General features: G+C 50.7%; 15 protein-coding genes. 5 read left to right on the top strand and 10 right to left on the bottom strand.

Going from position 1 to position 14,690, the window contains the following annotated elements:
• Window positions 1-26: 26 nt before the first annotated feature.
• Both uvrC and uvrY read right to left on the bottom strand, forming a co-directional pair.
• A complete protein-coding gene (uvrC, locus tag ABLV78_RS08970) occupies window positions 27-1,859 on the bottom strand; it encodes an excinuclease ABC subunit UvrC (RefSeq protein WP_047045524.1) in 1,833 nt (610 codons plus the stop codon).
• Window positions 1,856-2,512, bottom strand: coding sequence for a UvrY/SirA/GacA family response regulator transcription factor (gene uvrY / locus ABLV78_RS08965; protein ID WP_015705978.1), 657 nt, complete (start codon window positions 2,510-2,512; stop codon window positions 1,856-1,858). The genes uvrC and uvrY overlap by 4 nt, the downstream gene beginning before the upstream one ends.
• A 465-nt stretch (window positions 2,513-2,977) precedes the next feature.
• On the opposite strand from uvrY, the gene ABLV78_RS08960 reads away from it, so the two are divergent.
• On the top strand, window positions 2,978-3,202 hold the full coding sequence (locus tag ABLV78_RS08960; protein ID WP_015365908.1) for a DUF2594 family protein: 225 nt from the start codon (window positions 2,978-2,980) through the stop codon (window positions 3,200-3,202).
• Window positions 3,203-3,270: 68 nt separating this feature from the next.
• Here ABLV78_RS08960 and sdiA read toward each other — a convergent pair whose 3' ends face one another.
• Complete coding sequence (gene sdiA / locus ABLV78_RS08955) at window positions 3,271-3,993, bottom strand: quorum-sensing transcriptional regulator SdiA (RefSeq protein ID WP_045390253.1); 723 nt, start codon at window positions 3,991-3,993, stop codon at window positions 3,271-3,273.
• Between the two features lie 145 nt (window positions 3,994-4,138).
• On the opposite strand from sdiA, the gene ABLV78_RS08950 reads away from it, so the two are divergent.
• A complete protein-coding gene (locus ABLV78_RS08950; protein ID WP_047045521.1) occupies window positions 4,139-5,497 on the top strand; it encodes a CoA transferase in 1,359 nt (452 codons plus the stop codon).
• 3 nt (window positions 5,498-5,500) lie between these two features.
• On the opposite strand, the gene tcyN is transcribed toward ABLV78_RS08950, so the two are convergent.
• The 4 genes from tcyN to tcyJ form a co-directional block, all read right to left on the bottom strand.
• Window positions 5,501-6,253 carry an L-cystine ABC transporter ATP-binding protein TcyN gene (tcyN, locus tag ABLV78_RS08945; protein WP_045390250.1) on the bottom strand — a complete coding sequence of 251 codons (753 nt, stop codon included), beginning with the start codon at window positions 6,251-6,253 and terminating at the stop codon, window positions 5,501-5,503.
• Window positions 6,250-6,918, bottom strand: a complete 669-nt coding sequence (gene tcyL / locus ABLV78_RS08940) for a cystine ABC transporter permease (protein ID WP_020078444.1) — start codon at window positions 6,916-6,918, stop codon at window positions 6,250-6,252. The genes tcyN and tcyL overlap by 4 nt, the downstream gene beginning before the upstream one ends.
• A 15-nt stretch (window positions 6,919-6,933) precedes the next feature.
• Window positions 6,934-7,920 (bottom strand): D-cysteine desulfhydrase, encoded by a 987-nt coding sequence (gene dcyD / locus ABLV78_RS08935; protein WP_045390247.1) that lies wholly within the window; start codon window positions 7,918-7,920, stop codon window positions 6,934-6,936.
• A gap of 94 nt (window positions 7,921-8,014) precedes the next feature.
• The gene (tcyJ, locus tag ABLV78_RS08930; protein WP_045376245.1) at window positions 8,015-8,815 is read right to left on the bottom strand and encodes a cystine ABC transporter substrate-binding protein; all 801 of its coding nucleotides are present in this window, start codon (window positions 8,813-8,815) and stop codon (window positions 8,015-8,017) included.
• 201 nt (window positions 8,816-9,016) lie between these two features.
• Between tcyJ and amyA the strand changes: the two genes are divergently transcribed.
• The gene (gene amyA / locus ABLV78_RS08925) at window positions 9,017-10,504 is read left to right on the top strand and encodes an alpha-amylase (protein WP_047045519.1); all 1,488 of its coding nucleotides are present in this window, start codon (window positions 9,017-9,019) and stop codon (window positions 10,502-10,504) included.
• 39 nt (window positions 10,505-10,543) lie between these two features.
• Here the strand turns inward: amyA and yedD are convergent, their stop codons facing one another.
• A complete protein-coding gene (gene yedD / locus ABLV78_RS08920) occupies window positions 10,544-10,963 on the bottom strand; it encodes a lipoprotein YedD (protein WP_161801938.1) in 420 nt (139 codons plus the stop codon).
• A 455-nt stretch (window positions 10,964-11,418) separates the two neighbouring features.
• On the opposite strand from yedD, the gene rcsA reads away from it, so the two are divergent.
• Window positions 11,419-12,051: a transcriptional regulator RcsA gene (gene rcsA / locus ABLV78_RS08915; RefSeq protein ID WP_047045514.1), complete on the top strand. Its 633-nt coding sequence runs from the start codon at window positions 11,419-11,421 to the stop codon at window positions 12,049-12,051.
• Between the two features lie 41 nt (window positions 12,052-12,092).
• On the opposite strand, the gene dsrB is transcribed toward rcsA, so the two are convergent.
• Window positions 12,093-12,281 carry a protein DsrB gene (gene dsrB, locus ABLV78_RS08910; RefSeq protein ID WP_015365898.1) on the bottom strand — a complete coding sequence of 63 codons (189 nt, stop codon included), beginning with the start codon at window positions 12,279-12,281 and terminating at the stop codon, window positions 12,093-12,095.
• 134 nt (window positions 12,282-12,415) lie between these two features.
• Here dsrB and yodD point away from each other — a divergent pair, with 134 nt between their 5' ends.
• The gene (yodD, locus tag ABLV78_RS08905; RefSeq protein ID WP_045390235.1) at window positions 12,416-12,643 is read left to right on the top strand and encodes a YodD family peroxide/acid resistance protein; all 228 of its coding nucleotides are present in this window, start codon (window positions 12,416-12,418) and stop codon (window positions 12,641-12,643) included.
• Between the two features lie 326 nt (window positions 12,644-12,969).
• Here the strand turns inward: yodD and dgcQ are convergent, their stop codons facing one another.
• The gene (gene dgcQ / locus ABLV78_RS08900; RefSeq protein ID WP_047045512.1) at window positions 12,970-14,637 is read right to left on the bottom strand and encodes a cellulose biosynthesis regulator diguanylate cyclase DgcQ; all 1,668 of its coding nucleotides are present in this window, start codon (window positions 14,635-14,637) and stop codon (window positions 12,970-12,972) included.
• Window positions 14,638-14,690: the final 53 nt, after the last annotated feature.

The raw sequence follows: 14,690 nt of genomic DNA, 5'->3' as shown, positions 1-14,690 counted from the left end.
ATTAGCCCTATGGTGCTACAGAGCCCCTAATGTTTCAACGAGTAGAAGATCTTTTCTGCCAGTCCGTGAGATATCCCCGGTACTTGCGCAATTTCTTCTACACTGGCTTTCTGCAAACCCTGCAGACCACCCATATATTTCAACAACATCTGTCGGCGTTTCGGACCAACGCCGTCAATCGTTTCAAGAGTACTGGTACTTTTCACTTTTGCCCGTTTTTTGCGGTGCCCAGAGATAGCATGATCGTGCGACTCATCGCGAATGTGCTGGATAACATGTAAAGCAGGAGAATCCGGCGGCAGACTAAACCCCTCGCCTTCAGGTTCAAAGAATAATGTCTCCAGTCCGGCTTTACGATCGCTCCCCTTTGCTACTCCCAGCAGCAGTGGATGATTTTTGTCCCACGGTACATCCAGTTCGGCAAATACGGTTTTGGCCTGGCCAAGCTGGCCTTTACCGCCGTCGATCAGGATGACGTCCGGGATTTTGCTCTCTTCAATGGCTTTACCATAGCGGCGACGTAATACCTGATTCATTGCCGCGTAATCATCGCCAGGCGTAATACCGGTAATATTGTAGCGGCGGTATTCCGCCCGCAGCGGACCATTGCTATCAAACACTACGCAGGAAGCGACGGTTTGCTCCCCCATGGTATGGCTGATATCAAAACACTCCATCCGCTTCACCGCAGGCAGTTTCAGTAACGTCGCCAGGGCCTGCAGACGCTGGCTGACCGTTGATTGCTGCGACAGTCTGGTGGTAAGCGCGACAGCGGCGTTGGTACGCGCCAGCTTCAAATAGCGCGCGCGATCGCCGCGAGGTTTGGTCTGCACATTCACCCGACGACCGGCAAGCTCGGAAAGCGAATCGGCAAGCAGGGTTTTATCGCCAAGGTTGAAATCGAGCAATATTTCCCCCGGCAGCGTTCGCATCTGGCTACCCTGCAGGTAGAACTGGCCTACGAAGGTTTCCACTACCTCCCCCAACTCAGTGCCACCCGGAACTTTCGGGAAATAACTGCGACTACCGAGTACCTTACCCTGACGAATAAACAGCACATGCACACAGGCCATTCCGGCATCAAACGCCACGCCAATCACATCCAGGTCGTCGCCAGTATTGGAAACAAACTGTTTCTCCGTCACCCGACGTACCGCCTGAATCTGATCGCGGATACGGGCGGCTTCTTCAAATTCAAGCGCCTGACTGGCCTTTTCCATACGGGCAATTAGCTGGGTCAATACCTGATCGTCCTTGCCAGCAAGGAACAGGCGCACATATTCCACCTGCTGTTCGTACTCTTCTTCACTCACCAACCCGGCGACGCATGGCCCTAAACAACGACCAATTTGATATTGCAGACAGGGACGCGAACGGTTGCGATAGACGCTGTTTTCACACTGGCGAATGGGGAAGATTTTTTGCAGCAGCGCGAGCGTCTCGCGGACGGCATAACCGTTAGGGAACGGGCCAAAATATTCGCCTTTGGCGTGTTTAGCGCCGCGGTGCATCGCCAGTCGTGGATGGGTGTCGCCGCTGAGAAAAATAAAAGGATAGGATTTATCGTCGCGCAACAGCACGTTGTAACGTGGCTGGTACAGCTTAATATAGTTATGCTCAAGCAGTAGCGCTTCCGTTTCGGTATGAGTAACGGTTACGTCAATTTGCGCGATCAACGCCACCAGAGCCTCGGTTTTACGCGAAGCCAGGTTGCTGCGAAAATAGCTGCTAAGCCGCTTTTTCAGATCTTTGGCTTTACCAACATAAATGACGGTACCGCCGGCATCATACATACGATAAACGCCCGGTTGGCTGGTAACCGTCTTGAGGAAAGCTTTTGCGTCAAAAACATCACTCACTGACTTGCTAACGACTCCGCATTGCACAGGCCATGGCGAATTGCCAGGTGAGTAAGCTCCACGTCGCCATGAATGTTTAGTTTACTGAACATTCGGTAACGATAGCTATTCACCGTCTTGGGACTCAGGTTTAACTGTTCTGAGATCTCATTGACCTTTTGGCCCTTGGTGATCATCAGCATAATCTGCAATTCGCGTTCAGACAAACTGGCAAACGGCGATTCCGTTTTTTCCGGTTCAATCTGACTGAGCGCCATCTGTTGGGCAATATCGGAAGCGATATAACGCTGACCCGAAGCAACGCAACGAATCGCATTTACCACTTCCTGCGGGGCTGCGCCTTTGCTTAAGTAACCGGCGGCGCCAGCTTGCATAACCTTCGCAGGCAGCGGATTCTCAGTATGCACGGTCAACATGATCACTTTGGTATCGACAATAGAGCGCGCAATTTTACGCGTCGCTTCAAGCCCCCCGATACCCGGCATGTTCATATCCATCAGGACGACGTCCACAGGATTCGCACGGCACCACTTCACGGCATCCTCGCCGCAGCAGGCCTCACCGACAACTTTAATCCCTTTTATATCTTCCAGAATGCGTCGTATCCCTGCGCGCACTAGTTCGTGGTCATCAACAAGAAGTACGTTGATCAAAGGAATAATCTCCAGAATTAGGGATAACGCTACTGATAGTTTATCTCACATATATTACCGGGTTTTATCGTAACTTTAAAAGCCCAAAAAGTGTCCTGGAGAAGATTTCTATCCCATTCATGGCAATTTGTCTCCACACCAGGTGGAAACCTATACAGAACATATAGTTGGATTATGTTTCTTTTTTAACATTCCCCCTACAGAAGGAGCAAAAAAAGCAACAGAACAGCTCGCGGATAAATACGGTTCGAAGGATGTAACAATAATTAACTTCTCCCAAAAACAGCGGCAAAAATTAACGACGACCGTTAAGATGAACAGATATTATTCAGTAAATTTAACCGCTCAGCGCCCGAAACCTGGAACACAAATCACGCGCTCCTTTTTTTTCTACTGCTTGTGGTATACTGCGCCGCCTTAACATTTAGTATTGCGCAACAGCGCCGATAGCAAACGAGGATATCGATGAGCACACCAGATTTTTCCACTGCAGAAAATAATCAACAACTGGCGCAGGAAGTCTCCTGCCTGAAAGCGCTACTGACGCTAATGCTTCAGGCTATGGGCCAGGCGGACGCAGGCCGCGTGATTATTAAAATGGAAAAACAAATCGCGCAGATGGAAGATGAGGCTCAGGCTGCCGTATTCTCCAGCACCGTTAAGCAAATTAAACAAGCTTACCGTCAGTAAGAAAGGACCGGCTGAAAGTTATCACTGACAGCCGGTTTCACGTCTGACACGCAGAACGAACGATTCGCTCAAATTAATCCTGTTGCGACGGCATAACAGGCGATTTGCGTTTTGTTGGGCGCGTTAAATTTGCGCTGCATATTCTTCTGATGAAAATTGACCGTATTTTCTGAAATAGACAATATCATCGCCACCTCGGCGGAAGTTTTCCCTTCTGCGGTCCATTTGAGAATCTCCAGTTCGCGTCGGCTAAACTTCATCTCCGGCGGCATTACCATCTCATCCTCCAGCCGCAACAGCGCCAGCAGGCTGAGTTCGGTGAGCGTTCTCAGGCGCAATTCTAATTCGTCCTCCTGATAAGAACCCGGTTGCGCATTTTTCGCGGAAACCGATAAGAAGCCCAACGCATGATTTGGCAAGGTAAGACACTGCGTCACACCTTTATTTAAACCATGATCGCGCGCGCCATTCCATAATTCCGGCGTATCGCAAAAGAGCTGGTCATTCCACGGCAAATGTCCACGGAGAAAATTTTCTCTGCGTAATACGGGGTCAACAGCAAAATAATTCTCCGCCTGATAATGAGACATCCAGGCCTGAGGATAAGTTGATTGCAGCGTGAGTTTCGGACGCGTAAAAGGCACCGGATGGCGCACACAAAGTGCGTAGTAGTCGTATTCCAGCGCCTCTGTTTGTTGCTGGAGCAGGTTATAAACCGAATCCCCATCATGAGTTGACTGGAATTGTTGCAGCATTTCCCGCCGCCAGCTGAAAAAATCAATGTCCCTCATAACCTACCAAATAACCCCTGATTGATAATCATTATTATAAATACATAAAACTAACACATAAATCTTATTTATATGTATAAAATAACGTAGCCATCGCATTATTCGATTTTCGCTGACGATTATTTATCGAACTCTGGAGGAAAATATGCTCTCGCCGTCCTCGTCTATGCAGCTCTTTTCCCGGATGTGGCAAGACTTTAGCGCAAGCCCTGTCCCGCCAATCGAGTTCCGCCACCCAGGGGCTTTATCTTCTTGTTTTGCTGTCAGTGATTTTGCTGCCGCCTCAATGGGGATCGCCGCCGCTTACCTTGCCCGCTTGTGCTCATCATCCGCCACGCCAATAGTGGATCGCCGGCTCGCGTCATATTGGTTTTCAGCCAGCGCCAAGCCGCACAATCGCCCAATACAGCAGCTTTGGGATCCATTAGCGGGAGATTATCAAACGGAAGATGGATGGATCCGACTGCATACGAATGCCGCCCATCACAGAATCGCCGTGGCGCAGATTCTGGGGCAACATGCGACGCGGCAAATGTTGGCTCAACAAGTTCGTCAATGGCGCTCGCATGCGTTGGAACAAGCGGTGGTGGAAAATGGCGGTTGCGCGGCGGCGATGCGCAGCGCGGAAGAGTGGCGAGCCCATCCGCAAGGCATCGCCGTCAGCCGGCAGCCGCTGCTGATAGAAGCAGATTTACCGCCGGGACCGTCGGTTGTTTGGCCTCTCTCCTCCTCCCGTCCTTTGTCAGGAATCAGGATACTGGATTTAACCCGGATTATTGCTGGCCCAGTCGCAACACGTTTTCTCGCGGGATTAGGCGCTGATGTATTACGTATCGATCCGTTCGACTGGCAAGAACCCACGCTCGAAGAAGAGATTACGCTCGGTAAGCGCTGCGCCCGATTGAATATAAAAAAACAAATCGATAAGCAACATTTAATCACGTTACTCTCGCAAGCCGACGTCATTGTTCATGGTTACCGCGCTGACGCGTTGGATGCGCTAGGCCTGGATTGTCATACCAGAGCCGCTTTATCGCCGGGAATTGTTGATGTTTCATTGAATGCCTGGGGATGGGAGGGTCCATGGAGAAACCGACGTGGTTTCGACAGTCTGGTGCAAATGGCCTGTGGTATCGCTCATGCCGGTCAACGCTGGCGCGACGCGGATAAACCAATCCCGCTTCCGGTACAAGCCTTAGACCACGCGACGGGGTATCTGATGGCTGCAGCGGTATTAAAAGGGATAGGACAACGCATAGAGAGCGGCAAAGGTTATCGTGCGCGGCTGTCATTGGCGCGCGTCGCCGCCACCCTGATGGAGTGGCCAGGCGCACGGCATGAGATGCCTTTCGCGCCGCTGCAACGTCGTGATTTTCAACCTGCGATGGAGTGGTCGACATTTGGTCTGGCTGAACGGCTCACATTTCCCATCCGCCTGTCGGGTACGCCCATTATCTGGTCACGACCGCCCTGCCGTTTAGGGTCGGCCGCGCCAGAATGGTAACATTTACTGCATTAAAAATTTCTCAAGGAACTGACGCGTCCGCGGCTGCTGAGGATTAGCAAATAGCTCTCTGGCCTTACCTTGTTCGACGATACGTCCCTGATCCATGAAAATGGCGCGGTCGGCGACATCACGAGCGAAGCTCATCTCATGGGTCACAATAACCATGGTACGTTTCTCCTGCGCCAGCTGGCGTATGGTGTTGAGCACCTCGCCCACCAACTCAGGATCCAATGCAGAAGTCGGCTCATCAAAAAGGATAACGTCCGGGCGCATTGCTAACGCGCGGGCAATTGCCACACGCTGCTGCTGCCCACCGGATAAACGACGCGGATAGCTATTCTCTTTTCCCGATAACCCCACCTTTGCCAGCAGCTCACGCGCCAGAGAAATGGCCTCGTTCTTATCTTCGCCTTTTACGATAACCGGCCCTTCAATAATATTTTCCAGCACCGTACGATGCGGAAACAGATTGAAGTTCTGAAACACAAAGCCAACATGCTGACGCAGGCGGCGGATCAGCCCTTTTTGCTGGCTAATACTACGCGACGTATCGATAGTCACATCACCCACGCGAATGGTACCGCTTTCGGGGTGCTCAAGCAGGTTAATGCTGCGCAACAGCGTGGTTTTACCGGAGCCACTAGGGCCGATAATTGCCACCACTTCCCCTTCCTGAACCTCGAGATCGATACCGTGCAGCACGGTCTGCCCGTGGAATTTCTTCACCAGTTTTTTGACTTCAATCGCACTCATTTTGGATCACGCTCCTGGCGATTCAGCTGATTTTCAAAATAATTCTGCAAGGTTGAGAGTACGGTCGCCATCACCCAATAGATCAGCGAGGCGGCCAGATACATCGTAAAGACCTCCAGCGTACGCGAGGTAATTAACTGCGCCTGACGGAACAGTTCCGGTACCTGAATCGTCGCCGCCAGCGAAGTATCTTTGACGAGGCTGATAAAGCTGTTAGAGAGCGGCGGCAGCGCCACGCGGGCAGCCTGGGGTAAAATAGCCCGTCGCAAGGTCTGCCACGGCGTCATACCGATACTCGCTGCCGCTTCCCACTGCCCTTTATCTATAGAGGCAATTGCCGCTCGCAACGTTTCCGCCGCATAGGCCGCGGTATTCAACGACAGGCCAATCATCGCCGCCGGAATAGGATCCAACTCAATGCCGAACTGCGGCAGACCGTAATAGATCATAAACAGTTGAGCAATCAACGGAGTTCCGCGGAAAATGGAGATATACATCCGCGCCAGCCATCTGATCGGCCAGATGGACGACATGCGCATCAGTGCGAGGATAAAGCCCAGCAGCAGACCAAAGAACATGCCGCCGATGCTCAGTTGTAACGTAAAAACCGCGCCCTTTAACAGGTATGGTGCGGAATCAATGACCAGTTGGATACTTTCGTGCATTCTATTAATTCTGCATTAAACGTGCGGATGATAAGCAAACAGCGCTGGTGCGCCGCCAGTATGGATAAACAGAATCGGCCCCTCATCCTTAAAGCGATTCTGATTAATGCCGTCAATCAGACCGGCCATAGCCTTGCCGGTGTAGACGGGATCCAGCAGGATACCTTCCAGCTGCGCCAGTAGTTTCACCGCTTCCAGGCCTTCTTCATTGGGCGTACCGTATCCGGGAGCGAAATAATCATCCCACAAGGTAATTTCCGCTTTGGCCTGTAATTCAAGGCTATTCGCAACGGCTTGCTGCAGCGCAACCACTTTCGGCAACTGGTCGGCAACGCTACGTGACACGGTCACCCCAATTAATTCTGCGTTCGGCATTAGCTGTTCCAGGCCAACGGCTAGCCCTGCGTGAGTACCCGCGCTACCGGAGGCGACCACTACCGAGGAGATCTCCACCGCCCCTTCACACTGCTGGGCGATTTCCAGCGCGCTTTCGACATACCCCAACGCGCCAAGGGCGTTAGAACCGCCAACCGGAATGACATAAGGGCGATATCCCTGCGCTTCAATACGAGTCGCCAGCTCCTCAAGCTGCGCGTTAGGATCGGTCAATGCATCGCACATCTCGACCTGAGTATTGAACAGATCCAGCAGCAGGCGGTTACCGTTGGTCAGATAATTTTCAGCACGAGTGCCTATCGGATTTTCCAACAGCGCGACGCAGTGCAGACCCAGTTTCGCGGCGACGGCCGCCGTCTGACGCACATGGTTGGACTGAATGGCTCCAGCGGTAATCAGCGTATCAGCGCCCTCGCGCAGCGCATCAGCGGCAAGAAATTCCAGCTTGCGCAGTTTATTTCCGCCCATCGCCATGGGGGTAACATCATCACGTTTAATAAATATATCCCGCCCGAGATGATCGGACAGGCGCGGTAGATATTCGAGCGGCGTCGGCGCGCCAATAAATTCCAGGCGCGGAAAACGCGTTAAATTTTGTAGTGACATGGCACCTCCAGACTCAGTTATCCTTATTATGCACGCAGTTGCGTGCGAAATAAAAAAAGGCGCCATTATCAGCGCCTTTTTTCATCTGCAGACGTTACTTAGTGACGTCAGCACCAAACCATTTTTCTGAAAGCGCCTTCAGGCTGCCATCTTTCTGCATATCGGCAATGGCGGTGTCCACCGCTTTCAGCAGATCTTCATTACCTTTACGCAACGCCACGCCGGATTCCTGACGGGAGAATGCTTCACCGGTTACGGCCAGGGTATTGTTGGTTTTCTTCACTAAATCCAACGCTGCCAGGCGATCGACCAGAATAGCGTCAATACGGCCTACGCGCAGGTCCTGATATTTTGTCGGGTCATCATCGTAGGTACGAATATCAACGCCCTGTACATTCTGGCGCAGCCACTCTTCATAATTGGTGCCCAGGCCAACGCCGACTTTTTTGCCTTTCAGGTCCGCTGCGGTTTTAATCACGCCTTCGTTACCCTTTTTCACCAGCGCCTGAATACCAGAAATAGTATACGGGGTGGAGAAGTCGTATTTTTTCTTACGCTGGTCGGAAATAGTGACCTGGTTAATCACCACATCAATTCGTTTGGAATCAAGTGAAGCCAGCATACCGTCCCATTTAGTAGGTTTGAGGTCCGCTTTCACACCGATGTGTTTCGCCAGCTCATTGGCAAACTCAACTTCAAAACCGGTCAGTTTGCCATCATCACCTTGATAACTAAATGGCGGGTATGTGCCCTCCAGGCCAACGCGCAGCGTGCCGCGCTCTTTGACCTGATTAAGCAGATTTTCAGCGGCGAAAGTTTTCACGCTCACACCAGCCATCAATGCTACGGCCATTGCGCCCATCAGCGCCTGACGACCCAGAAGTGCTAGTTTCATAGATACCCCGAATATGATGAGATTTTCGTGTAGTGTAAGGCGTTTAGCAGTAGCCTACCAACATCTATCCGCTACATCTTATGCCAATTTATTATATATGCAGCCATTTAGGGTATAGCGAAAAAGCAACGAAATTATTCATATTTGCCAGTTATCTCCCATACTGCAAAGGTCAGCTTGATGACGCCAGGAGCATGGAAGATGAAAAATCCCACGTTGTTGCAATGTTTTCATTGGTATTACCCGGAAGGTGGCGAGCTATGGCGGGAAGTAGAAGCCCTTGCGCCAAATCTTAACGAAATTGGCATTAATATGATTTGGTTGCCGCCCGCCTATAAGGGTGCCTCCGGCGGTTATTCGGTTGGCTATGATAGCTACGATCTTTTCGACCTCGGGGAATTCGATCAGAAAGGATCGGTTGCCACCAAATATGGCGATAAGGCCCAGTTATTGGCGGCAATTAAGGCGCTAAAAGAGCATCAAATTGCCGTCCTACTTGATGTCGTCGTTAATCATAAGATGGGCGCCGATGAGAAAGAACGCATTCGCGTACAACGCGTTGATGAACAGGACCGCACGCAAATTTCGGAAGAAATCATCGAATGTGAAGCCTGGACTCGCTATACCTTCCCTGCCCGTGGTGGACAATATTCACAATTCATCTGGGACTATAAATGTTTTAGCGGTATCGACCATATCGAAAATCCCGATGAAGATGGCGTATTCAAGGTGGTTAATGACTACACCGGCGACGGCTGGAACGATCAGGTCGACGATGAAATGGGCAACTTCGATTATCTCATGGGCGAAAATATCGATTTCCGCAACCATGCCGTCACCGAGGAGATAAAATACTGGGCCCGCTGGGTCATTGAACAGACTGGCTGCGATGGTTTTCGCCTTGATGCCGTCAAACATATTCCGGCATGGTTTTATAAAGAGTGGATTGAGCACGTACAGAGTTCCAGCGAAAAACCACTCTTTATTGTTGCCGAATACTGGTCGCATGAGGTGGATAAACTACAGCAGTATATCGATCTTGTAGACGGTAATACCATGCTGTTTGATGCACCACTGCAGATGAAATTCCATGAAGCCTCACGTCAGGGGCGCGATTACGACATGAGTCAAATCTTTACCGGCACGCTGGTTGAAGCCGATCCCTTCCATGCGGTTACGTTGGTGACGAATCATGACACTCAACCGCTTCAGGCGTTGGAAGCGCCGGTCGAAGCCTGGTTTAAGCCGCTAGCCTATGCGCTGATTTTACTGCGTGAAAACGGTGTTCCCTCGGTATTTTACGCCGACCTGTTCGGCGCAAGCTATGAAGATACCGGCGGAGATGGCCAGACTTACGCCATCGAGATGCCGGTTATCGAGCAACTTCATGAGCTCATCGACGCCCGTCAGCGTTTCGCCCACGGCGTACAAACGCTGTGGTTCGATCACCCTAACTGTATTGCCTTTAGCCGCAGCGGTACCGATGAGCACCCGGGCTGCGTGGTGGTGCTTTCTAACGGCGATGATGGCGAGAAAACGCTGCCGCTTGGCGAGAATTACGCCAATAAACGCTGGAAGGATTTTCTTAATAATCGCCAGGAGGTGATTGAAACCGACGACGAGGGCAATGCCGTATTTACCTGTAACGCTGGTAGCGTCAGCGTCTGGGTCATTGAAGAGGTGCTTTAAAGCACACGGGCCGGCTTAAGCCGGCCCGCCAAAAATCGATTATGGCGCGGTTTTACTCGCCGCCAGGTTCTTTTTCCAGGCCTCTTCGCACTCCGGCGTTAAGCGCTCGACGCGGGTTAACGTCATTCGGTCATATTCCAGCGTATTTCCATTACGTTCAATAGGATAAATATCAAGGCTGCTGGTCACATTGTAGACCTGGTCATCGCGGTTCATTAATTTCCCCGGCTCAGCAATCACCCGCTGCCACTGACGGCAATCGAGGGTATCCCCGTCTTTAGTGACGATAAACGTCGCAATCGCCTCAGGGCTTACCATCGCGCTTTGCGGTCCCTTCGATTGCCAGAACCCTTCCAACCCTGCAGGCGCTGGCGCTTTAACCACTGCCTGATAGGTATCAACCTGTACGCATCCGGCCAAAGCAAGCAGCGCGCCAGCCATAACAATCTTTTTCATCATCCATCCCACAAACCGATAAAAAAGTATTGTGGCATTAAAGCGTTAAGGCCGCCACCCCTGCACGATGCGCCCGTTGCTTAACCTCACCGCCAATCCCGGCATTTACTCTTACCGATTATTATTAGTTGTATGAAACATGAATGAAAAATGCATTTTTTGAATACAACACCGATAACATCCATTTAATTGACTGCCGCCTCATAAGGATAATCCGAAAATAAATTGAAATAGTCGCGACGCCATGCCCCAGCGCCGGGCATTATTACTGTCAGGAACTGATTATTCTTTTTCTATGGCTTTACTTTAAGAATATTCCTGGCAAATTATGAGTATTATTAGCAAATAGTTTAGTCTGGCTAATGCTTTCCGCATAAAGTCAGGCGTTATAAAAATGGACTTCATCACACGGCCAGGCGCCAGATGAATTATCGTTACGTGTTGATTGAGGATGGGTCATGTCAACGATTATCATGGATTTGTGCAGCTATACCCGGCTAGGTTTAACCGGATATCTGGCAAGCCGGGGAATAAAGAAGCGCGATATCATTGAGGTGCGTAGTGCACTAAGTTTGAAGGAGCGCTGCGAATCACTGCGTCCGGCGGTTGTGTTTCTCAACGAGGACTGTTTTATACATCACGAAGAGAGCAACCAACTTATCCGCGACATCATTACCACCAACCCCGATACCTTATTTGTTATTTTTATGTCCCTGGCAAACATCCATTTTGACCACTATTTACTTGTGCGCAAGAATCTACTTATCAGTTCAAAATCGCTAACGCCGAAAGACCTTGATAACATTCTGGGTAATTATCTACAAACCGATACCGCCAATAATCTAAACCAATTACGCACCCGCATTCCTACTTTATCGCTCAGTCAGGCAGAATCGAATATGCTGCAGATGTGGATGGCCGGGCACGCGACTTCACATATTTCAAGACAGATGAATATCAAAGCAAAAACCGTCTCGTCACATAAAGGTAATATTAAGAAAAAGATCCAGACGCATAATAAACAGGTGATTTATCATATTGTTCGATTGGCTGAAAACATTACTTCCGGCATTTACGTCAATATGCGCTGATGGCAAACTGGCGGGTATCGCCGCCAGTTTCTGAATCGGGCCTACTCAGCTTTCTCAACAAAAATGCCGTCCGGGTGCCCCACTTCATTGAAAAACCAGATCCCCAGCGGGTAGTCTTCCAGCGCCACAAGATACATGGTTCCTTCACTAAACGACTCAATTGCCAGTACTACCCCCGAACGACGTGGGCCACCGTCGGTCTTTACCGTGACACGATCGTTTACCTGCATAACTCGCCTCCTCTCGTTTTGAGCCAGTGTAGAACAAAACCTGCCTTCACGCAGCGTTCAGCCAGCGCAACTGGCGTTTTTATAGACCGTCTATACTTAAAGAGGCCCTGTCAGAGCCGAGCGAGGTAGTGATGATGAAATCCGCTAAAGACCGCGGTGTGACGAATACAGACGGGATTGACGTTAATGTCGATGCCCTACTGGCGGCGATCAATGAGATAAGCGAAAGCGAAGTACATCGTAGTGAAGATGATCCGCACCATGTCAGTATCGATGGTCGCAACGAACACACCTGGCGCGAGCTGGCTGAAGCTTTTGAGCTTGATATTCATGACTTTAGCGTGACTGAAGCCAACCGTTAAGCACAGGTGAAAAAAATCCCGACTCGCAGGAGTCGGGATCAAACTTGCTAATGCAAGAAGCACTTGAAAATTCGTTACACCGGGAAATCCGATGCATGGAAGACATTATCCTCAATTATTTTGCATGACAAGAAGTATTGATGATGAGAATTATTGAGAAATGCGGCTTATATTTACATCCAATTTAATAACCCAGGCGTGACAAGGCTTGCCCCTTATCGTTCTGTTACGAACGGTGCGCCGAAGTGGTGAGTTTTTTAGGAATTTTCCTATACCGAAGAATATCAACGCGGCAGAAAAGGTGAGCAATTTCACATTATCGAGTCCTATCCAGCCGAACAAACCCGGTTACGTCCATTCTGCTTTGCCAGATACAGGCGATGATCGGCAATCGACTGCAGCTCCTCAAAGTTAAACTCCTCTGATATCTCGCTACTACTAACCCCCAGCGAGGCGCTGATCCGCAGACTAACGCTGTTGTGCAATAATATCTCCCGGCTATGGATACGCAGACGAATACGCTCAGCAATCGCGCGTGCTTGCGACAGTTGCGTGTTGGGTAGAACGATACAGAACTCTTCGCCGCCAACGCGGCCGGCAATATCCTCCTCGCGGATCTGCCCCATAATGGTGCTTCCCACCAGCGTTAAAACGCGGTCTCCGGCCTGGTGTCCGTGTTTATCATTAATACCTTTAAAATAATCCAGATCCAGCTGAATGACGGATATGGGCTGATTATTCCGCCGGCAGTTTCGGGCCGCCGCAATCGCCCTCTCAAACAGGGCGCCGCGATTTAACAGCCGTGTTAAAGCATCATGCCAGGCCTGCCATTCAAGCGACGCCTGTAACACGCTCATATTGATGACCATACGGCGGATAACCAACCAGGACACGATCAGCATGAGGGTAAACATTAACCACATCAGGGTCAGGGCGATGGAAATCGTCCCGAAATCACCACGCACGCCCTCCTTCAGGGTATGAATATGCAATAGTAGGCCGTCAAAGTTACGGATCTTTTCCCAACTGATATAACGGGTTAACTGGCGTATGCCACCATGGTTATCATTGGCCAACGCATAGCGCAGTTTTTCTTGTTCCTCGGGCGAGAGCGGCGTCAGCACATCATCCGGCGCCGAAGAGGCCAGCAAGTTGAGCTGCTTGTCATACAGCTGATACTCGCCCATCTGGCCTCCTTTTACCGCACTGACGAGAAAATTCTGCAGGTCGCGGATGGAAAAATCCATCGCCAGCACGCCCAGCCAGTAGTGCTCATAATCCAGAGGAATCGAGGCCGTAACCACCTGCGGTTGCGTATACCCATCTTCCTGCTGGGTGGTTTGCCAGAGGATCCCTCGCCCCGGATTATCACGCTGGGTTTGCCGCATAAACCATGCTGACCCCGTATCTCGCGAAAACTGCGCCAGCACCTGGCTTGAACTGCGCGGAGCATCGGTGGTGGTGTAAAAGCCGCTGCGAGAAACGTAGGACATGCGCTCGCTGAAGATTCGGTTATTGTTGGTCAAACGCAGAAGATAGCCAAGCTCAAGGGTAGCCATCAATTCATTGCTGGCCTGAGGATTGTTACGCGACAACAGGTCATCTGCGTCGACAAAAGAATCGGAGACTCCGTATACCGTCAGGGTACGCCGGTTATTTAGCTCGACTGACCAGATAGGATCGTGACGTTTACTGATGTACTCCTGCTCGGCCCGGCGCAGAATGGCGAAATCCAGCGGGTTCTCCAGCGCCGATTGCATGCTGTTGCGGAAAAAGAGCAGCCGATTAAGATTAAATTGCAACAGCCCATCCATTTCATGGGCCACGTTCTCAAGATTATTACGTTGATTGGCGACGTAGGCCTCTTCCAGTACCCGGATTTCTCGCCAGATGAGTAACGTAGAAAAGAACAGCACCACGATGAAACAGATATTAACCACACGCCCCGGATTGAAGAGGCGACGGAACTTTTTTGGCCACAGCGGCTTATCCATTATTTACTCGCAGTACGGTCAAAGAAACCAACGACATCAACGCTCCTTGTCCG

It is taken from the genome of Klebsiella sp. CN_Kp075, assembly GCF_040065055.2.
Lineage (GTDB): Bacteria > Pseudomonadota > Gammaproteobacteria > Enterobacterales > Enterobacteriaceae > Klebsiella > Klebsiella aerogenes.
Note: the sequence above shows the minus strand (reverse complement) of the source record. Positions and strands in the feature narration are given on the sequence as shown.

What these genes read in the sequence shown, in the direction of transcription:
- rcsA (WP_047045514.1), top strand. Translation starts at nt 11,419, where the DNA reads ATGTCAACGATTATCATGGATTTGTGCAGCTATACCCGGCTAGGTTTA.
- amyA (WP_047045519.1), top strand. Translation starts at nt 9,017, where the DNA reads ATGAAAAATCCCACGTTGTTGCAATGTTTTCATTGGTATTACCCGGAA.
- tcyL (WP_020078444.1), bottom strand. Translation starts at nt 6,918, where the DNA reads ATGCACGAAAGTATCCAACTGGTCATTGATTCCGCACCATACCTGTTA.
- yodD (WP_045390235.1), top strand. Translation starts at nt 12,416, where the DNA reads ATGAAATCCGCTAAAGACCGCGGTGTGACGAATACAGACGGGATTGAC.
- tcyJ (WP_045376245.1), bottom strand. Translation starts at nt 8,815, where the DNA reads ATGAAACTAGCACTTCTGGGTCGTCAGGCGCTGATGGGCGCAATGGCC.
- ABLV78_RS08960 (WP_015365908.1), top strand. Translation starts at nt 2,978, where the DNA reads ATGAGCACACCAGATTTTTCCACTGCAGAAAATAATCAACAACTGGCG.
- yedD (WP_161801938.1), bottom strand. Translation starts at nt 10,963, where the DNA reads ATGATGAAAAAGATTGTTATGGCTGGCGCGCTGCTTGCTTTGGCCGGA.
- dcyD (WP_045390247.1), bottom strand. Translation starts at nt 7,920, where the DNA reads ATGTCACTACAAAATTTAACGCGTTTTCCGCGCCTGGAATTTATTGGC.
- ABLV78_RS08950 (WP_047045521.1), top strand. Translation starts at nt 4,139, where the DNA reads ATGCTCTCGCCGTCCTCGTCTATGCAGCTCTTTTCCCGGATGTGGCAA.
- dsrB (WP_015365898.1), bottom strand. Translation starts at nt 12,281, where the DNA reads ATGCAGGTAAACGATCGTGTCACGGTAAAGACCGACGGTGGCCCACGT.
- tcyN (WP_045390250.1), bottom strand. Translation starts at nt 6,253, where the DNA reads ATGAGTGCGATTGAAGTCAAAAAACTGGTGAAGAAATTCCACGGGCAG.
- sdiA (WP_045390253.1), bottom strand. Translation starts at nt 3,993, where the DNA reads ATGAGGGACATTGATTTTTTCAGCTGGCGGCGGGAAATGCTGCAACAA.
- dgcQ (WP_047045512.1), bottom strand. Translation starts at nt 14,637, where the DNA reads ATGGATAAGCCGCTGTGGCCAAAAAAGTTCCGTCGCCTCTTCAATCCG.